This is a genomic window from Ewingella americana ATCC 33852, assembly GCF_000735345.1.
GTDB classification, from domain to species: domain Bacteria; phylum Pseudomonadota; class Gammaproteobacteria; order Enterobacterales; family Enterobacteriaceae; genus Ewingella; species Ewingella americana.
In genome coordinates this window covers 34,593-52,281 of the sequence record NZ_JMPJ01000047.1, presented here as the reverse complement: position 1 = coordinate 52,281, position 17,689 = coordinate 34,593, and the positions used below count along the sequence as shown (strand labels likewise).

Annotated in this window: 18 protein-coding genes; 9 read left to right on the top strand and 9 right to left on the bottom strand. The window is 54.1% G+C overall.

The window, feature by feature from the left end:
- Positions 1-14: 14 nt before the first annotated feature.
- The gene (locus GEAM_RS08485; protein ID WP_034790513.1) at positions 15-812 is read right to left on the bottom strand and encodes a mannosyl-3-phosphoglycerate phosphatase-related protein; all 798 of its coding nucleotides are present in this window, start codon (positions 810-812) and stop codon (positions 15-17) included.
- A 228-nt stretch (positions 813-1,040) separates the two neighbouring features.
- On the opposite strand from GEAM_RS08485, the gene smrA reads away from it, so the two are divergent.
- Together smrA and apbE are read left to right on the top strand one after the other, a co-directional pair.
- On the top strand, positions 1,041-1,610 hold the full coding sequence (gene smrA, locus GEAM_RS08480; protein ID WP_034790511.1) for a DNA endonuclease SmrA: 570 nt from the start codon (positions 1,041-1,043) through the stop codon (positions 1,608-1,610).
- Positions 1,611-1,696: 86 nt separating this feature from the next.
- A complete protein-coding gene (apbE, locus tag GEAM_RS08475) occupies positions 1,697-2,761 on the top strand; it encodes an FAD:protein FMN transferase ApbE (RefSeq protein ID WP_051899453.1) in 1,065 nt (354 codons plus the stop codon).
- A 151-nt stretch (positions 2,762-2,912) separates the two neighbouring features.
- Here apbE and GEAM_RS08470 read toward each other — a convergent pair whose 3' ends face one another.
- Positions 2,913-3,812, bottom strand: a complete 900-nt coding sequence (locus GEAM_RS08470) for a LysR substrate-binding domain-containing protein (protein ID WP_084674086.1) — start codon at positions 3,810-3,812, stop codon at positions 2,913-2,915.
- Positions 3,813-3,919: 107 nt separating this feature from the next.
- On the opposite strand from GEAM_RS08470, the gene GEAM_RS08465 reads away from it, so the two are divergent.
- Positions 3,920-4,537: an FMN-dependent NADH-azoreductase gene (locus GEAM_RS08465; RefSeq protein WP_034790509.1), complete on the top strand. Its 618-nt coding sequence runs from the start codon at positions 3,920-3,922 to the stop codon at positions 4,535-4,537.
- A 59-nt stretch (positions 4,538-4,596) separates the two neighbouring features.
- Here GEAM_RS08465 and glgX read toward each other — a convergent pair whose 3' ends face one another.
- Positions 4,597-6,885 carry a glycogen debranching protein GlgX gene (gene glgX, locus GEAM_RS08460; protein ID WP_034790507.1) on the bottom strand — a complete coding sequence of 763 codons (2,289 nt, stop codon included), beginning with the start codon at positions 6,883-6,885 and terminating at the stop codon, positions 4,597-4,599.
- Between the two features lie 248 nt (positions 6,886-7,133).
- On the opposite strand from glgX, the gene GEAM_RS08455 reads away from it, so the two are divergent.
- Positions 7,134-8,078, top strand: coding sequence for a 2-hydroxyacid dehydrogenase (locus GEAM_RS08455; RefSeq protein WP_034790505.1), 945 nt, complete (start codon positions 7,134-7,136; stop codon positions 8,076-8,078).
- 174 nt (positions 8,079-8,252) lie between these two features.
- Positions 8,253-9,212, top strand: coding sequence for an HTH-type transcriptional regulator Cbl (gene cbl, locus GEAM_RS08450; RefSeq protein ID WP_034790503.1), 960 nt, complete (start codon positions 8,253-8,255; stop codon positions 9,210-9,212).
- Positions 9,213-9,951: 739 nt separating this feature from the next.
- On the opposite strand, the gene GEAM_RS08445 is transcribed toward cbl, so the two are convergent.
- A complete protein-coding gene (locus GEAM_RS08445) occupies positions 9,952-10,242 on the bottom strand; it encodes a DUF1161 domain-containing protein (RefSeq protein WP_034790501.1) in 291 nt (96 codons plus the stop codon).
- Between the two features lie 106 nt (positions 10,243-10,348).
- Positions 10,349-10,720: a DUF1283 family protein gene (locus tag GEAM_RS08440; protein WP_034790499.1), complete on the bottom strand. Its 372-nt coding sequence runs from the start codon at positions 10,718-10,720 to the stop codon at positions 10,349-10,351.
- 129 nt (positions 10,721-10,849) lie between these two features.
- On the opposite strand from GEAM_RS08440, the gene GEAM_RS08435 reads away from it, so the two are divergent.
- Positions 10,850-11,176, top strand: a complete 327-nt coding sequence (locus tag GEAM_RS08435) for a YnfA family protein (protein ID WP_034790496.1) — start codon at positions 10,850-10,852, stop codon at positions 11,174-11,176.
- A gap of 60 nt (positions 11,177-11,236) precedes the next feature.
- Here GEAM_RS08435 and ydfG read toward each other — a convergent pair whose 3' ends face one another.
- The 3 genes from ydfG to GEAM_RS08420 form a co-directional block, all read right to left on the bottom strand.
- Positions 11,237-11,986 (bottom strand): bifunctional NADP-dependent 3-hydroxy acid dehydrogenase/3-hydroxypropionate dehydrogenase YdfG, encoded by a 750-nt coding sequence (ydfG, locus tag GEAM_RS08430; RefSeq protein WP_034790494.1) that lies wholly within the window; start codon positions 11,984-11,986, stop codon positions 11,237-11,239.
- 93 nt (positions 11,987-12,079) lie between these two features.
- Positions 12,080-13,516: an MFS transporter gene (locus GEAM_RS08425; RefSeq protein WP_034790492.1), complete on the bottom strand. Its 1,437-nt coding sequence runs from the start codon at positions 13,514-13,516 to the stop codon at positions 12,080-12,082.
- Positions 13,517-13,644: 128 nt separating this feature from the next.
- Entirely contained in the window at positions 13,645-14,331 is a 687-nt protein-coding gene (locus GEAM_RS08420) for an ArsR/SmtB family transcription factor (protein ID WP_034790490.1), read from the bottom strand.
- Positions 14,332-14,415: 84 nt separating this feature from the next.
- Here GEAM_RS08420 and GEAM_RS08415 point away from each other — a divergent pair, with 84 nt between their 5' ends.
- Together GEAM_RS08415 and GEAM_RS08410 are read left to right on the top strand one after the other, a co-directional pair.
- On the top strand, positions 14,416-14,760 hold the full coding sequence (locus GEAM_RS08415) for an antibiotic biosynthesis monooxygenase family protein (RefSeq protein WP_034790488.1): 345 nt from the start codon (positions 14,416-14,418) through the stop codon (positions 14,758-14,760).
- Between the two features lie 71 nt (positions 14,761-14,831).
- The gene (locus GEAM_RS08410; RefSeq protein ID WP_034790486.1) at positions 14,832-15,818 is read left to right on the top strand and encodes a GlxA family transcriptional regulator; all 987 of its coding nucleotides are present in this window, start codon (positions 14,832-14,834) and stop codon (positions 15,816-15,818) included.
- A gap of 19 nt (positions 15,819-15,837) precedes the next feature.
- Here the strand turns inward: GEAM_RS08410 and GEAM_RS08405 are convergent, their stop codons facing one another.
- Positions 15,838-16,635 (bottom strand): SDR family NAD(P)-dependent oxidoreductase, encoded by a 798-nt coding sequence (locus tag GEAM_RS08405; protein WP_034790484.1) that lies wholly within the window; start codon positions 16,633-16,635, stop codon positions 15,838-15,840.
- Positions 16,636-16,900: 265 nt separating this feature from the next.
- Here GEAM_RS08405 and GEAM_RS08400 point away from each other — a divergent pair, with 265 nt between their 5' ends.
- A complete protein-coding gene (locus GEAM_RS08400) occupies positions 16,901-17,428 on the top strand; it encodes a hypothetical protein (RefSeq protein ID WP_034790481.1) in 528 nt (175 codons plus the stop codon).
- Positions 17,429-17,689: the final 261 nt, after the last annotated feature.

Here is a 17,689-nt window from a genome sequence, read left to right as displayed (position 1 = left end):
TTAAATTATTAAAATTAAAGGGATAAAAAGTGATCCAGCCCTTGTCGCCAGCCTTCCGGACCATACAAAGTGGTGCGATAAATATTATTTTCCGCCTTATTGAGCGGCATTTTTTGGTCATGTTTCCCACGAATAACCACCGCAAAATCCACGGCTTCTAGCATTGAAATATCATTCGGGCCGTCTCCCAGACCCAAGCTCACCGGCGGATTGTTGCGCTGCTGCCGATAGTGTTCAATCAGCCATTTGACCGCCTGTCCTTTGCCCGCCTCGCGGCCCATCACGTGCCAGAAACGCCCGCCGCGAGTGAGCGCCAAGCCTTCCTCTGCCAGCAATTTCTCCATATGGGCAAAATCGGGCTGGCTGCCAAACCACATCAAAGGCTCCGAGCCTTCGCGCTGCATTGCCAGCCTAGCGTCGTCGAGAGAAAGCCCGGTCCAGTCCGCCACTTGCTGCGGGCTGACATCGCCAAAGCCGCGAAACTCAAAATCGTACCTTTGGCGAAGTTGAACTAAAATTTCACGCACCCGCTGGTAATCCGCACCAATCACCTGATGCTGTGGACCCTCACTGGCCGGGAGATGAATATAAGCGCCGTTCTCAGCGATAAAAGGTAAGTGATTGAGCTGCAAATCACGCTGCAAGGAGGAGACTTCAGCCGAAGTCTTACTGGTGGTGATAATGACCGGCACCCCGTGCTGCGCTAATTTGTCCAGCCAGCCCTGCGCCGGTTGCCAAGAGTAGCTGTCGTGGTCGAGTAATGAACCATCAAGATCGGTAAAAACTACCAAGGAATCATCAAGGTACGGCATTATTTCTCCTCAATTTCATTAAGGAACCGAATACAATCACGAATGATTATTTCGCTCCCTAATCATTCAGTATATACGGAAAATTCAGATTCACTGGGCGAAGGGCCGGGGCGCGAGGTCAGGGGAGAAAGGTTTCAGCAGCCCAAACCGACCTGTTGCTGGCCCGGCGCGGGACTGTTTCTGCGAGCAAAAATAGGTAAACTAGAGGCGTAACGGGAGGGCGTTTAGATGAAAGATGATGATCAACTCTTCAGTCAGGAAATGGCCGATGTCAGGCCGCTGGCAAGCGATAAACGCGTGGTTTACCTCAAAAGTAGCGGGCATCCGGCGGCCAAAGGCAGCGCGGAAAGCCAACCTGAGCGACCTGAAAACACCTTCACCACTGGCTTTCTGGATATCCTGCCTGTTGATGAGCCGTTGGAGTACAAGCAGAGCGGCGTGCAGCAGGGCGTGCTGGACAAACTGCGGGCGGGGAAATATCCGTTAGAAGCCAGTTTAAATTTGCTCAGAAAGCCGGTCGAAACCTGTCGTCAGGAGTTATTTAACTTCTTCTGCGAATCTCAAACCCACAGTTTGCGTACGCTGCTGATTATCCATGGCCGGGGTCGCGATGATGAAAGCCATACCAACATTGTCAGAAGTTATGTCGCCAAATGGCTGAAGCAGCTCGATGAAGTGCAGGCGTTTAGCGTCGCGCTACAGCGAGACGGCGGGGCCGGGGCCTGTTATGTCGCGCTGAAGAAAACCGCGCAGGCCAAACAAGAGAACTGGGAACGCCATGCGAAACGCAGCCGTTAATTTCTTGTTTAAGTGACATGTCGTACTGTGCAAACACTTTCACCGCTTGCTCTGCAGGCGGTTTGTTTTTTTAGCGAGTCAATTACATGTTCCATTTTAAGCGTTCCTCACTCTCGCTGGCACTGAGTCTGGCAGGGGTTATTGCCGGAGTCACTCTGCTCTCATCCTGTGACAACGTCACTAATTCATCAAAAGATGCACTGGTGATTGACGGCAAAACCATGGGGACTTTCTACCGGGTCAGCCTACTTGGCGTGGATAAGAGCCGCGAGCCAGAGCTGCGTAAGCAGATTGAGGCGCAGCTGGCGGAAGACGACCACGAGATGTCGACCTATAAAGAAGACTCGGTGCTCTCACGCTTTAACCAATATTTGGGTACCGCGCCACAGCCCATCAGCGCCGGGATGGCTGACGCCATTGTGACCTCGCTGCGTATCGGGCAGAAAACTGGCGGCGAAATGGATATCACCGTCGGCCCGTTGGTTAATTTGTGGGGCTTTGGCCCGCAAAAGCAGCCAACCAAAACGCCGACCGATGAGCAAATTGCCGCCGCGCGTCAGGAGATTGGTTTACAGCATCTGAAAGTGATTCAGCAGAGTGACGGCCAGTATCTGCAAAAAGATATGCCAAACATGTATGTCGACCTGTCCACCGTCGGCGAAGGCTACGCAACAGACCATTTGGCGCGTTTGATTGAAGCTAACGGCATCAGCAACTATCTGGTGTCCGTCGGCGGCGCGGTAGTGTCTCGCGGGCATAATCCAAAGGGCAATCCTTGGCAGGTGGCGATTCAGAAGCCGACTGACAAAGACAATGAAGTGCAGGCCATTGTGGATTTACAAGGCATGGGTATCAGCACCTCGGGCAGTTATCGCAACTATTATGAGCTGGACGGTAAGCGCCTTTCGCACATTATCGACCCGGCGACCGGCCATCCAATCACCCATAAGCTGGTTTCCGCCACGGTTATTGCTTCTACCGCGCTAGAAGCCGACGGTTGGGACACCGGGCTGATGGTGCTCGGCACCAAAAAGGCCATGGCCTTGGCCGAGAAGGAGCATCTGGCGGTGTATTTGATCACTAAAACCCCGGAAGGCTTCGAAGTGCATATGACCCCGCAGTTTAAGGCGTATTTGCGTGAGCCTGAGTAGTTGAGGTTGCGGGTTTACTCCTTCTCCTCTCAGAGGAGAAGGTTGGGATGAGGAGTGGTTTGAATCATGCTCAATGCAACCACCCCACACCCCACCTAGCCCCCTCCTGAAAGGGAGGAACAAAGTCAAAACCAAACTAAACCTGCAACAATCACTCCGCACCCATCGCCTGACTCAAATAGTCGAGAAAGGCGCGCAGGGCGGACGATTGACCTCTCTTATTGGCATACAGCGCCGAAATGTACGACGGCGCGGTGTGCCAATCTGGCATCACCAGCTCCAGTTTCCCCTCGGCCAGCGCATCGTGGCAGGCGTGTTCCGAAATCAGCGCAACCCCCAGACCGTCTATCGCCGCTTGCATGACCACCATCAGGTTATTGCTGCGCAGACGTGCCTGCACTTGCACGCTTCGGCTGCCCAATTCGGCATGATGCAGCCGCCATTCGCTGCGTGACGAAGCGGAGTGGCGCGTCAGCACCGGCAGCTGTTCAAGGGTGTCGATACTCGGCGGCACTGCGCACTGGGCGATAAACTCGGGGCTGGCAACCAGCAGATTTCTCAATTGACCCAGAGGGCGACGATAAAGCGAAGAGTCCTCCAGCGGCACTTCGTGGGTGCGGATCGCCACATCCACATTCTCCTCCAGCAGGTCCACGCGGCTGTTCATCCCCAGCACTTCACAGGTAACTTGCGGATAAAGCTGGAGAAAACGGCTGACAATCGGCGCGATAACCACTTCGGCCATCATCACCGGGGCGGTGATGCGCAGAAAACCTTGCGGAAATTGCTGGGCTTGGTCGATCACCTGACGGGCATCCTGTGCCAGTTCAAGCAGCTTTCGGCACTCTTGGGCATAGCGCATGCCGACGTCGGTCACCGAGAAGTGTCGCGAGGTGCGATTCAACAGCCGCACGCCTAAACGGGCTTCCAGCGCCTCAATACGGCGGCTCAGTACCGATTTCGACACCCCGATCATTCGCCCGGCGGCGGTGAAACCCTGATACTGCACCACGGCAGCGAAGTAAGCCATATCGTTCAGATCTTCTTGCACAGCATCGTCCTTTTTTCACAACGATAAGTTGCCATTATGCGTATTTCATCATTTTACGACAACGACTAAACTGCGCCGATTCACTTTTTCTGATTTAAGGCAGCAGCATGAAAATTTTACATATTGATTCCAGCCCGTATGTTGGAACCTCCGTCAGTCGCGAGCTGTCGGCCTTTATCGTCGCTGAACTGTTGGAACTTAATCCCAACGCCACCGTGCACTATCGCGATTTAGGCGTCACGCCGCCGCCACACTTATCGGCGGAGGCGATGACCATGTTCCACGACACCCAAGAGACGGCAATCACTCCTGAGCTGCAACAGGAAATCGACGGCATTTATCAATCCATCGAAGAGGTGATGGCCAGCGACGTCATCGTGATTGGCGCGCCAATGTACAACCATTCGATTTCCAGTAACCTCAAAGCCTGGATTGACCAAATTTCGCAAAAAGGCATCACCTTCACCTATACCTCAGCAGGCGTGAAAGGCCTCATCTCTGATAAAAAAGTTTATATCGCTTCATCGCGTGGTGGGGTTTATTCATCAGCAGCCGGGCAGTTACACGACTTCCAAGAAACTTATTTGGTGTCGATTCTGGCGCTGATGGGCATGAATGACGTCGAAGTGATCACTGCCGAAGGCGTCGGCATGGCGTCTATTGGCCGAGAGTTGGCGCTGGCTAAGGCGCGCCAGTCGCTGCGCGGTGCCATGAGCGGCAAGTAAAGCCAAAAAAAGAGGGCGCGAATCGGCTGACTCGCGCCCTGATGCTCTCACCTAAAGTCTTACGCCGAGTGCTTCCCAGCGCTTAACAGCTCAAACAGCGCCACGGTGCGTGACGGACAGATGTACTCCCGACCGAAATCAAAGTTGTGCTCATTGACATCATCCGGCTGGAAGGTATCAAAGATGTGCCGCCAGCTCTCGCCGTGGGCCACCGATGGCAGGGTAAACACCACTTCCTCATGAGATGCATTGAACAGTAGCAACACGGTGCTTAATGAACCGTAGCGCAGCAGGCCGGTAGGCTGTGCGCGGCCATCAAGCAGCATAGCGATGCTTTTGGCATGAGGATCGGCCCAAGCTTCGTCGGTCATCTCCTCGCCGCGCGGCTGGAACCAGCTCACATCCTTCACATTCAGCTTTTCATGCACTGCCCCAGTCAAGAAGCGCCCACGGTGCAAAATGGGGAAGCGCTTTCTCAGGGCAATCAGCCGATAAGTGAACAAGATCATCGACTTGCCTTTATCTTCGATATTCCAGTTCACCCACGCGATGTCGGTATCCTGACAGTAGGCGTTGTTGTTGCCGTTTTGCGAGCGGGCGAACTCATCGCCTGCCAGCAGCATCGGCGTGCCCTGTGAGAACAGCAGCGTCGCCAGCATATTGCGCATCTGCCGCAGTCTCAGTTCATTAATCGCCGGGTCATCGGTCGGTCCTTCAACCCCGTAGTTGGCGGAGATATTGTTATCGCTGCCATCTTTGCCATCCTCGCCGTTGGCTCGGTTATGTTTATTCTCATAGGAGACTAAATCATTGAGGGTGAAGCCGTCGTGGGCGGTAATGAAGTTTACCGAGGCGTAAGGCTTACGGCCGCGATGGTTGAACAGGTCGGCGGAGCCAGAGAGGCGGGTGGCGAACTGCGCCAGTTGGCTTTCGTCGCCACGCCAGAACTTACGCACTGAGTCACGGAATCGGTCATTCCACTCGGTCCAGCCCGGCGGGAAGCCGCCTACCTGATAACCGCCGGGGCCGCAGTCCCAAGGCTCGGCAATCAGTTTGCACTGGCTAAGTACCGGGTCCTGACGGCAGGTGTCGAGGAAGCCACAGCCTTCATCAAAGCCGTAGCTTTCACGTCCCAGAATAGTCGCCAAGTCGAAGCGAAAACCGTCCACCTGCATCTCGGTCGCCCAATAGCGCAGGGAGTCGGTCACCATTTGTAGCACGCGCGGATGGCTCAGGTTCAGGGTATTGCCAGTGCCGGTGTCATTGATGTAATAACGCTTGTTGTCCGGCATCAGGCGGTAGTAGCTGGCGTTATCTATTCCTTTGAAGGAGAGGGTCGGGCCAAGCTCGTTGCCTTCCGCCGTGTGGTTGTAGACCACGTCCAGAATCACCTCAATGCCCGCCGCGTGCAGGGTGGCGATCATCTGCTTGAATTCATTGACCGTGTGGGTCGCCATGTATTGCGGGTGCGGCGCGAAGAAACTCAGGGTGTTGTAGCCCCAGAAGTTGTGCAACCCTTTTTCCTGCAAGTGCCGGTCGTCGGTAAAGGCGTGGATTGGCATCAGCTCGACCGAGGTCACGCCTAGAGACTTAATGTAATCGACGATTTGCGGGGTGCTCAGGCCCGAGAAGGTCCCGCGCAGATGCTCAGGCACCGCCGGATGGCGCATGGTGTAGCCGCGCACGTGAGTTTCATAAATCAGCGTCTCTTCCCACGGAATATGGTTCTTGCGCGACCTCGCCCAAGAGAAGGCAGGGTCAATCACGCGGCACTTCGGCAAAAATTCGGCGCTGTCGCGGTTGTCGAGGTGCAGGTCCTTTTTGTCGCTCTGCATGTCGTAGGCGAACAGCGCATCGTCCCATTTCAACTCGCCGACAATCTGCTTCGCATAAGGATCGAGCAGCAATTTGGCCGGGTTAAAACGGTGGCCGTTGTGCGGGTCATAAGGCCCGTGCACTCGGTAGGCATACAGCAGGCCGGGGCGGGCGTCGGGCAAATAGCCGTGCCAGACTTCATCGGTATATTCCGGCAGCTCAATGACGTCATACTGCTCGCCCTGATCGTTGAACAAGCACAGCTCGACTTTGGTGGCATTAGCAGAGAATAGGGCGAAGTTGACCCCCAAACCGTCCCAAGTTGCACCTAAAGGCACGGGCAGCCCCTCGCGCACTCGCGTCTTGTGCGCCGAGTCGAAACTTTTGACGATTTCACCGTCGCTATAAGGATGAATAATTCGGACGCCGCCGTCGTCGACCGCGACATTCACTTGCTTGTGAGGCGCGGTGGAGGGCTTGGCTGCTGGGGTTTCGGCGGAAGTTGTGGATTTATGGGGTGCTTTTTTTGCCATTCTTAACGTCACTCCTGAACAGGGAAATCAGAATAAAACCTGAAGGAAAATTGAGCGAAGAACATCAGCGGCAGATAAAGCCGTGTGCACGAAGCCTTGATTGAGTGTAGACCTTGATGCAATTTTTTACCTTTTAAGCCCCTGATAATGCGCTTATTGGCTGTACAAGGTTGCGCCATTCGCCGATAGTCAAAACCATAAGTTGAAACATCTTTGAGCCAATATTCGTTGTTTAATCAGGAGCTATCATGAGTGTCCCGTTGCTATGTCATGTCCCCCTCGAAGCCGGTTATCCAGAACGTTTTGCCGCCGCAGGCTTTGAACTGCACTACGCCATGACCCCGGAAAGCCGGGCAGATCTCGACCCCGCCGTGGCTGAAAAAATCCGCGCCGTGCTGACCATTGGCACCATCGGGCTGACGGGCGAAGAGATGGATAAATTGCCGAATCTGGAAATTATCTGTGCGCAGGGCGTGGGCTATGAGTTAGTTGACGTGGCCGCCGCCAAGCAGCGCGGCATCGTGGTGACTCACGGCCCCGGCACTAATAGCTCGTCGGTGGCTGACCATACTCTGGCGCTGATGCTGGCGATCACCCGCCAAATCCCACAGATGGATGCGAAAGTGCGCCGCAGTGACTGGACCCGCGCCGGTACTGACGTTGGCGGCATGTTTGGCAAGAAACTGGGTATTTTGGGGCTGGGGAATATCGGCGAGCAGATCGCCCGCCGCTGCGCCGGTGGCTTCGACATGGCGGTGGGCTACCATAACCGCAACCCGTTGACAGACAGCCTGTGGCGCTATTTTGACAGCCTGCACGCCTTGGCCGAGTGGGCCGATTATTTGGTCGTCTCGACGCCGGGCGGTCAAGGCACCGCCAAGCTGGTAGATGCCTCAGTATTGCGCGCGCTGGGCGAGAAGGGCTTCTTAATCAACATCTCACGTGGCAGCGTGGTAGACACCCAAGCCTTGGTGGACAGCCTGTCGCAGCGTGAAATCGCCGGCGCGGCGTTGGATGTTATCGACGGCGAGCCGAAGGTCCCGGCAGAGATCATCCCGCTGACCAATCTGGTGATCACACCGCACATCGGCGGTCGCTCACCCGAGGCGATGAACAATATGATGACGCTGGTGATCGAAAATCTACAGGCCCATTTTGGCGGCACGCCGGTACTGACTCCCGTCCGCGCCTGAATGACATCAGCCTCTCTTGCTTAACGCCGGTTTCCGGCGTTTTTTGTTTCTTTAGTCGGAAAAAGCATAAGTAACCGTTTTTTCGTATTTGTCCTGCGCAGCAACAGGCCGTAACAATAGTGCTACGCAAAAAAAGATTTACGAACATTTACGAACTTCAAGAGGCAGAAAACGGTGAATTTCCAACAGCTAAAAATCATTCGCGAGTCGGCGAGATGCAACTACAACCTGACGGAAGTTTCCAACATCCTGTTCACTTCTCAGTCGGGCGTGAGCCGCCATATCCGTGAACTGGAAGATGAGCTGGGCGTGGAAATTTTCATCCGTCGCGGTAAACGTCTGCTGGGATTGACCGAGCCGGGCAAAGAGCTGCTGGCCGTCGCCGAGCGTATTCTGAATGAAGCGCAAAATATTCGCCGTCTGGCCGACGTGTTTTCGAAAGAAGACGCCGGGGTTCTGACCATCGCCACCACCCACACGCAGGCGCGCTACAGCCTGCCGAAGGTGATCAAAGCTTTCCGCGCCATTTATCCTGGCGTGCGTCTTGAGTTGCAGCAGGGCTCGCCGCAGGAAGTGCTCGCCATGCTGCTTGGCGGTCAGGCTGACATTGGTATCGCCAGCGAAAGGCTAATTAACGATCCCGCCGTCGCCGCTTTCCCTTACTACCGCTGGCATCACTCGGTGGTGGTACCGAACGATCATCCACTGATTAACCAGCAGCCGTTGACCTTGCAACACCTCAGCGAGCAGCCGTTAATCACTTATCGTCAAGGCATCACTGGCCGTTCGCGCATTGACGAAGCCTTTAACCGCGCGGGCCTCAACCCGGACATCGTGTTAAGCGCGCAAGACTCCGACGTGATTAAAACCTACGTGGAGCTAGGTCTGGGCGTGGGTATCGTCGCCGACAAAGCCTTTGAAGTTGAGCGCGACAGCGGCCTGACGCTAATCAACGCCGAACACCTGTTCGAAGCCAACACCGTGTGGCTAGGGTTGAAAAGGGCGCAGTTACAACGTAACTATGTGTGGCGTTTTATCGAGTTGTGTAACCCACGTTTGTCGGTGAATGAGATCAAGGAGAAGGCTTTCGCGCAGCCGCAAGAGGAAGAAGTGGTCATTGATTATCAGATTTGAGGGGCTGCAGGCCTGAGCTGCTTTTAGAATCTTTAAATTCAAGTTCAAGTTCAAGTTCAATTTCAAATTCAAAACCGTGGGCGTCGGCCCACACCGACCAAGGGAGGCGTAAACGCGCCTCCCTTGGAACCCTGCGTTTTTTATTGCTGTGAGATCGAGGCTGCGCAGGATTGGAATGGACGTGTTCCAGCGACCACGGTGTTCGTCGCGAAGTGCCGCCGCTTAGGCGGTTCCCTCGCTGCGGGATTCCAACCCGCGTAAAAAGCCACGCGGTTTTCCACCTCTTGCTCGGCGTCACTTCTGAACGCGACCTACTGGCATTTACACCGTGCCGTTCCAGTGGAGTACTGTTCTGCTCCTCCCCTAAATAGGAAAGGATCAAAGTTAAATCTACTGAAACGGCACGGTCGAAATGCCTCAAAACCGCAGTCAAAAATGGCGCTGAGCAAGAGGTTCAAGACCCAAGGCTTGAACCCGCAGCGAAGGTACCGCCTAAGCGGCGACATTTTGCGGTGGAGAACAGGTGTATCTGAAACAGGTCCGCCCGACGAGCGGAGCGCGCAGTAAAGAGCCGGAGATTCTTAAGAGGCGCGGCGATAGGCGCCTCTTAAGGCCGGTGTGGCGGCAGCGCACGGTTTTGACCTTAAAGACCAGTTTGCGTGGCAACGCAAGGTTCCAGCCAGTGTGGGCGGCGAGCCCACGACCTTGACCTTAAGTTTCGAGCTTTTAAAAGCGCAAATTACTGTGCTGGCGCATCCTGACTCGTCCCAGTCTTAGCACTATCATCGATGCGATCGGAAGTCTTGGTATAGACGATTTTCTGCGTGTCATTTTCGCAGTGACCTACTACCTGACCGCCAGCTTGATCGGCTTGATCATTTGGCACGATATCCAATTTAAAATTGGCTTCAGGCAAACCGTTAGCAACGATCTTCTGGGTGATATCGGCTTTGACGCTGTCGCAAGAGGCTTGAGCCGCTAACGGGGCGAGGGCAAGAATGGCCAGTCCGGCTAACATGGTTTTTTTCATCATCTAATCCTTTTATGATTATTAAGTAAAAGAGAGATCTTCTACCTAAGTTTAGCAGCCTGAGCGCAAAGGGGGGCCTTTGCGCTCGTGGGCTGTTAACTCTGCTTTACGGTGCTAACAGGGCGCGACCCGTACGGCGGTCAAGACAGCGCTCGGTGTTAGGTTCCCAATAAGCATTCAGATTTTGGCTTGCTTCACAGGCATCGCGCGCGTCAACGGCTTTATCGAACTTGTTGAAGCTCTTGGTAGCACGTTGGTTGATTGAATGACGCAGCTGCTCGGTGTCATTCCACTGCTCTTTGCTCTGGCGCGCCGCTTCGTTATTCAGCGCGTCATTGCCTGTACCGCTAAACACGCAGGTACCGCCGGAACAGTTGGTATTTGCGGCCTGTGCAGAAACCTGCCAACTTGCCGCCATGACCAACAGGGCAACCGGCAACAACCGGCGGGTCATTTGGGTCATAAACATTGTATTCATTAGCTCTTCCTTATAGGTTTACACATCGCTCAGGCGAATAAATAAATTATACCATTGCGACCACGAACGTCACTCTTTGACGGTCGAGTGGTTTATTACTGATTGAACTATGGACTGTAAACTTACGCCATGCTCAAAACTTCAATACTGTTTTTTGTCACCGCGCTGGCTGAAATCATTGGCTGCTTCCTGCCTTATCTGTGGTTAAGAAAGGGCGGAAGTATCTGGCTGCTGTTTCCCGCCGCGCTGAGTCTCGCGGCGTTTGCCTGGTTGCTCACCCTGCATCCGGCGGCCAGTGGCCGTGTTTATGCAGCTTACGGCGGAGTCTATATTATGACCGCGCTTTTGTGGTTACGTTTTGTCGATGGCGTGAAATTAAGTCATACCGACTGGCTGGGTGCCTGCGTGGCCTTGGCGGGGATGCTGATCATTGTCTCGGGCTGGAAAGCCAGTTAGGTTGTTTCAGATATAAAAAAAGCGCCCATCGGCGCTTTTTTGCTTTCCAGCTCGCAAAAATTACTCTTCGCGATGCACCTGCAAGCCTGCCAGAGACTGGCTGACGGGCATCATTTCGATGCTATTGATGTTGACGTGCGCTGGCAGCGTAGAGACCCAGAACACCGACTCAGCCACGTCGGCCGCGGTCAGTGGGTTGGTGTTGTCGTAGGTTTTGCTGACTTTCTCGTCATCACCTTTAAAACGCACATTGGAGAACTCAGTCCCACCGCACAGGCCCGGCTCAATGTTAGTCACGCGAACGTGTGTGCCATGCAGGTCTGAACGCAGGTTGTAGCTGAATTGGCGAACGAAAGCCTTGGTCGCGCCATAAACGTTGCCACCGGCATAAGGCCAGTTACCGGCAGTGGATCCGATGTTGATGATGTGGCCCACGTTGCGCTCAACCATGCCCGGCAGCACCGCGCGGGTCATGTACACCAAGCCTTTGGCGTTGGTATCAATCATGTTTTCCCAGTCATCCAGATCGGCTTTGTCGGCTTTTTCCAGACCCAGCGCCAAACCGGCATTGTTGACTAGCACGTCAATGTTGCGCCATTCGGCAGGCAGCGCGGCGATCGCTTCGCCAACAGAGGCGCGGTTGGTCACGTCTAACTGCACCACGTACAGCGCATCGCCCAGCTCAGATTTCAAATCGGCCAGACGCTCTTTACGGCGTCCGGAGGCGATAACCTGATGACCTGCTTTAACAAATTTACGGGCAATTTCAGCGCCAAAACCAGCGGTTGCGCCTGTTACAAAAATAATCATCCCAATAATCCTCAATAGTTATCACGCATTAAAATGTGAAGCTGCACACAGTATTAACATAAATGAAGCGAAATCGGCAGTGCGCTAAAGCCATTATTTTCCGCCAGCGGGGGCAGAACTCGGCGGCGCTTTTTTACGGCGAATTTCATCCCCGGCGGTTGGGCTAAGGGAGAGGTTATTCAGCGTGCCGACCAGCGAGAACAGCCCGATAATAATAAACGCCACGTGGAACTGCTCAAGGTGAACCGTGCTGCCCGCGTCAGTCTGGAAATGTTCCGCCACGCGCAGTGACAGCGCGCCGATGGTGATACCCAGACCTGTGGAGAGCTGCTGCACGGTATTCGCCAAAGTGTTCGCGCCGCCCATTTGCTCACTCGGCACTTGGGAGAATGTCAGCGTATTCAGGGCGGTGAATTGCATGGAACGCGTCATGCCGCTGGCGAACAGTAGCAACAAGGTCAGCGAGGTCGGCACTTCAGGTGTCAGCAGCGCACAGGCAAAAATGGTCAGGCTATTGAGAATGCCATTGACCAGCATCACCGAGCGGAACTTAAAACGATGCAAAATGGCCGAGGTAAAAGGCTTCATTGCCAGATTTCCGGCAAACACCGCCAGCACCAGCAGACCGGCATCAAAAGCGCTCATGCCATAGCCTAACTGGAACATCAGCGGCAGCAAGAAAGGCAGGGCGCCGATGGCGATACGGAACAGCGATCCGCCATAAATAGTGACGGCGTAACTTTTTATCTTCATCGCCACCATTGGCAGCAGCGGGAAAGGCGTGCGGATGGAGTGCAGCACGGTTAAGGCTCCCAGCAGAATACTTCCCACTACGCAGGCAATCGGCAACCAGCTCACGCCTTGCTGATTAAACAGATCCAGACCAAACATCAGGCCCAGACAGGCCGCGCCTGTCAGCACAAATCCCAGCCAATCGAAGGGCACGCCTTTCTCGCCCGGCAGCGCCGGAACCAGCTTCTGACTAAAGTAGAGCGCCACCACAGAGAGCGGCACATTGATGATGAAAATCCAGTGCCAAGAGGCAAAAGTGGTAATAAAACCACCCAGCGGCGGGCCGATAATGGGCGCGACCAGACCCGGCCAGGTGATCGTGGCGATGGCGCGAATCAAATCAGATTTGGAGGTATTTCTCAGCACCACCAGACGCCCAACCGGCACCATCAGCGCGCCGGAAAAACCTTGCAGCATGCGGGCGGCAGTAAAGGTGGCGAGACTGGTACTGACCGAGCAGAGGATCGACGCCAGCGCAAAAAGCACGATAGCCATCGAGAAAACTTTGCGCGTCCCGAAGCGATTGGCAATCCAGCCGCTGGCCGGAATAAACACCGTGGTAGTCAGTATATAGGCCGAAACGCCGATATTCATATCGACCGGGTGTACCCCAAACGCCTGCGCCATTTGCGGCAGAGCGGTGACAATCACCGTGGCGTCTAGGTTCTCCATGAAGAAAGCGCCCGCCACCAATAAAGGTAAGGCGGAGCCAGCAGGGAGGCTGAATTTGAAAGACATGAACCACTCCGAAAAGGCGACTGACGATGACACTAATTTACGTTCAGACTACCTTTTCGCGAGGAGGCTGTCACAGGGAATGTTACTGAAATGTAATAAAAAGCAGCAGGATCTGGCGGGCAACTGACTTAATCCAGATGAATTGAAAAGTAGCGAGCTAAAGCCTTTTTGCCTTGGGCGGTGACTGCTAACTGGCGGCTGTCGAGCTGGCGCAAAACCCACTCTTTTCTTTCAAAAGTCGCCAATATTGCCGCGCCCAACGCACCGCCAAGGTGAGCTTTGCGCTCACTCCAGTCGAGGCAGCTACAGGCAAAGTGGCGGCGTGAAGCGGGCTGACTGCAATCCACGCCCAAAGCGGTAAGTTTTTCACGGCCTACATCGCTTAATTGATACTGCTGATCGCCACTCAGCCAACCAGCGCGGAACAGGCTGTCATGCAGTTTCACCGCCACGTCACCCGCCATATGATCATAGCAGGTGCGGGCAAATTGCAGTGCGCCGGGGGTAGAGCTTTTCACCACCGGGCGTTCGACACCGGCCATCGCCATCAGGGATTCCAGCAGTTGAGCGACTTCTAAACCTGCCAGCCGAAAGTAGCGATAACGCCCCTGTTTGACGCAGCTGATCAGGTTCTGCTCCAGCAACCGGGCCAGATGGGCACTGGTTGTGGACGCCGCAACATCCACCGCCGCGCTCATTTCCGTGGCAGTGTAAGCCCGCCCGTCCATTAACAGGCACAACATGCGAGTGCGGGTTTTGTCGGCCATCGCCGCCGCGAGGGCAGCCAGCCTATCTTCAATATCAATGTTATCCATACTTTGAGATTAAGCGAAGTATGGCGTTCGCGCCAGTCATAAACTGATGGGAAAAGTCCCGGAACACCACGACAGGAGAACCCCATGATTGCTGTAATTTTTGAACTACAACCTGCCGAAGATCGGCGCGAAAGCTATCTGGCGATTGCGGCGGCGCTGAAGCCGCTGCTGGAAGAAATTGACGGCTTTATTTCCATTGAACGGTTTCAGAGTCTGTCTGATCCTAACAAGCTGCTTTCGCTCTCTTTCTGGCACGACGAAGAGGCCGTCAAGCAGTGGCGAAACCTCGAGCCGCACCGGCTGGCGCAGAGCAAAGGGCGGGAAAATATCTTGGCGGATTACCGGCTGCGCGTCGCCGAAGTGGTGCGAGACTATGGCCTGAAGGAGCGCGAACAGGCTCCGGCCGACAGCCGCTGCTGTCATGGTTAAAGGCTGATTGACCTGCATACCCGGTCCGTGGCAAAGTCTAATAACTATTACTTCCCTCAAAAGAGGCCATTATGGCGCTGCGTATCGGATTGGTTATTTTCCCCGGATTTCAGATGTTGGATCTGGCGGCTTTGTCAGTGTTTGAAATAGCCAATCTGGAAATGGCGATGCGTGGCCATGAACAGCCTTTCTATCAGTTCGACATTGTTTCCAGTCAGGGCGGGCTAATTGCCAGCTCGGCTGGGGTGAAAATTGATAGCCAGCCGATTGAGCAGCTCGAGTTCGACACCCTGATGGTCGGCGGCAGTACGGATATTCCTCAGGTTGGGCCGCTATTAATTAGCCAAATTCAGCAGGCGGCTTTAGCAACGCGGCGGGTTTCCAGCATCTGTAGCGGCGCTTTTGTGTTAGCCGATGCAGGACTGTTGGACGGTCACAGCGCAACTACCCACTGGGGGCAGGCCGCGGCGTTGCAGCAGCGATTCCCAAAAGTTCGTGTCGATCAGGACAAGATCTACATTAACGAGGGCCAAATCTGGACCTCAGCGGGAATGACCGCCTGCATCGATTTAGCTCTCGCCATGGTAAAACAGGATTTAGGGGCGGACATTGTCAAAAGCGTGGCGCGAAAACTGGTGGTTTATCACCGTCGGATTGGCGGCCAGTCGCAGTTTTCCACCGTGGCCGAAATGGAGCCAGATTCCGATCGCGTTCGCAAAGCGTTGGAATTCGCCAAAGAGAATTTGTGCGAACCTTTAAATGTCGAGCAGCTCGCCGAGCACGTTCACTGGAGCCCGCGGCATTTCAGCCGGGCATTCCAGCACCAAACCGGCCATTCTCCGGCCAAGGCGGTGGAAAAATTACGTATTGAAGCCGCGAAATCGATGATTGAAGCAGGGCATTCTTCTATCGCGCAGATTGCCCTAAAAACCGGTTTTGGCGATGAAGAGCGCATGCGGCGCGCTTTTTTGCGCACGCTAGGGCAGCCGCCGCAGGCGTTATTGCGAGAGATTCGCTCCCGCCAACCTTTTGTAGAACAGGCGTCTGTTGCAGAGTAACGCCTGTTCTTTCAGTCAGTTATAAATAGCGCGGGCCTGGGGTTTTATTCGCAAACAGCCCTGAAAGCTCGACGCGCGCTGCATCATAAGCCAGCCATTTATCACCATCTTGCAAAGGCGGGATGGTGACCACTTCACCCTGATCAAATCCGCGCAACGACGCATCCACCATGGCTTCGGCACTCATTACCCAGTCCTGCGGCAAGTTGGTAGTGTTGGTTCCGGCCACATCCCAGAATTCAGTAGCCGTCGCGCCCGGCAGAACTGCTTGAACTTTAACGCCTTTATCTGCCAACTGGTGATGCAGCGACTGGGTGAAGTTCAGCACATAGGCTTTGCTGGCGTTGTAAACATCGTTCAGCACATTGGTACTGATCGCCACGATGGAAGAGATATTGATGATGGCGCCATTGCCGCGCGCCACAAATCCCGGCACGGCGGCGTAGGTCAGGCGGGTCAGGGCGGTAACGTTCAGGTCGATCATCTGTTCCATTTCATCGACATTGGCATTCAGAAGTGGGAACACTGAGCCAAACCCCGCGTTGTTGACTAGCAAACTTATCGGGCTATCTTCACGGCGTAACAGGGCTTCCACCTGACGCAACTCTTCTCGCAGGCCGAGATCTGCGGCAATAACACTGACGTCTGCACCGGTACTTTCCTTAATAATATCAGCCACTTTCTCTAAGCGAGACTGGTTACGCGCCACCAGAATCAGGTCATAGCCACGGCGGGCTAAACGGTCTGCATAGATAGCGCCGATGCCGGTAGAAGCGCCAGTGATCAGAGCAACAGGGCGAGCAGTAGATGTTGTCATTTTAAGTATCCAATAGTGTCTCATTAAGGGATAGCCAGTATCGATCTTTAAACCGACATCACAAATGACATGAAACCCTCGTTTTATGCCATAGTGAAATGACGCGTTCTGATGAATTCTGCATGGTCAGAGTAGGCAGACAGTTACAAATTTGCCACAGCGTTGTCTTGATTATTACAAGATGATCGGTCATTAATAAAGACACCAACACCGAGGCGTGTTGGCTACAACGCGTGTCTTTTACTTAACAGCAGGATATGAAGCGATGAAAAAATTAGTAGCCGGGCTGATGGTGACTCTTTCTACACTGGCCAGCTTGCCGGCAGCGATGGCGGCGGATCAGGATCCCTTAACAGCGCAAACCCGAGAAGTCATCAGAAATGACTTTATTCATTTAGCGGATTTGGCTAACAAGCACGACATCAAAGGCATTCATGACATGTTCTGGGAATCGCCGTCAGCCATGTTGGTGGCGAAAAGCGCCAATCCAGAAGTGGAGGGCAATTGGTCGGCAGTGTGGGGCAATGCGGCTATCGATCAGAAATTGTCAGACATCGCGCGCTCCGGCCCGGTGGTTTTGACGCCAGATTTGACCAAGTTAAAAGTGGTGGGGTTAACCAAAGACGTGGCCCAAAGCTACGCACCGGTGACCATTACCGTGTCCTACGCTGGGCAAGACGGTAAGCCAAAACCTTTCCTGTTGATTCATAACTGGTTGAAAGTTAATAAAGAATGGAAGATCGCTTCAGAGATTATTCTTCCTGTGCCGCCAACGCCGGTGGTTAAGAGCTAAAGATAGAGTGTTGCGACAGATTGCGGTCATAAGGCCGCAATCTAAATCGTTATCCATCGATGATGGTTCCGGTAGCTGAAGAAATTGACTGAATCATAAAGCTAAGCAATAGAAATACAACAGGGGATGAAGTAAGTCAGTCAGGCTGGTACGTCATGATATCTAATTTAACATAATATACATTATGCGCACTCAGGTAAGGATACGTGGAATCTGGACTTTTGGCGCTGTCATTGTGTTGCTCACGGATCTGCTGTTTTA

Excerpts from the sequence above, each read along its gene's own strand:
- GEAM_RS08485 (WP_034790513.1), bottom strand. The coding sequence starts at position 812 with ATGCCGTACCTTGATGATTCCTTGGTAGTTTTTACCGATCTTGATGGT.
- smrA (WP_034790511.1), top strand. The coding sequence starts at position 1,041 with ATGAAAGATGATGATCAACTCTTCAGTCAGGAAATGGCCGATGTCAGG.
- apbE (WP_051899453.1), top strand. The coding sequence starts at position 1,697 with ATGTTCCATTTTAAGCGTTCCTCACTCTCGCTGGCACTGAGTCTGGCA.
- GEAM_RS08465 (WP_034790509.1), top strand. The coding sequence starts at position 3,920 with ATGAAAATTTTACATATTGATTCCAGCCCGTATGTTGGAACCTCCGTC.
- glgX (WP_034790507.1), bottom strand. The coding sequence starts at position 6,885 with ATGGCAAAAAAAGCACCCCATAAATCCACAACTTCCGCCGAAACCCCA.
- GEAM_RS08455 (WP_034790505.1), top strand. The coding sequence starts at position 7,134 with ATGAGTGTCCCGTTGCTATGTCATGTCCCCCTCGAAGCCGGTTATCCA.
- GEAM_RS08445 (WP_034790501.1), bottom strand. The coding sequence starts at position 10,242 with ATGAAAAAAACCATGTTAGCCGGACTGGCCATTCTTGCCCTCGCCCCG.
- GEAM_RS08440 (WP_034790499.1), bottom strand. The coding sequence starts at position 10,720 with ATGAATACAATGTTTATGACCCAAATGACCCGCCGGTTGTTGCCGGTT.
- GEAM_RS08435 (WP_034790496.1), top strand. The coding sequence starts at position 10,850 with ATGCTCAAAACTTCAATACTGTTTTTTGTCACCGCGCTGGCTGAAATC.
- ydfG (WP_034790494.1), bottom strand. The coding sequence starts at position 11,986 with ATGATTATTTTTGTAACAGGCGCAACCGCTGGTTTTGGCGCTGAAATT.
- GEAM_RS08425 (WP_034790492.1), bottom strand. The coding sequence starts at position 13,516 with ATGTCTTTCAAATTCAGCCTCCCTGCTGGCTCCGCCTTACCTTTATTG.
- GEAM_RS08420 (WP_034790490.1), bottom strand. The coding sequence starts at position 14,331 with ATGGATAACATTGATATTGAAGATAGGCTGGCTGCCCTCGCGGCGGCG.
- GEAM_RS08415 (WP_034790488.1), top strand. The coding sequence starts at position 14,416 with ATGATTGCTGTAATTTTTGAACTACAACCTGCCGAAGATCGGCGCGAA.
- GEAM_RS08410 (WP_034790486.1), top strand. The coding sequence starts at position 14,832 with ATGGCGCTGCGTATCGGATTGGTTATTTTCCCCGGATTTCAGATGTTG.
- GEAM_RS08405 (WP_034790484.1), bottom strand. The coding sequence starts at position 16,635 with ATGACAACATCTACTGCTCGCCCTGTTGCTCTGATCACTGGCGCTTCT.
- GEAM_RS08400 (WP_034790481.1), top strand. The coding sequence starts at position 16,901 with ATGAAAAAATTAGTAGCCGGGCTGATGGTGACTCTTTCTACACTGGCC.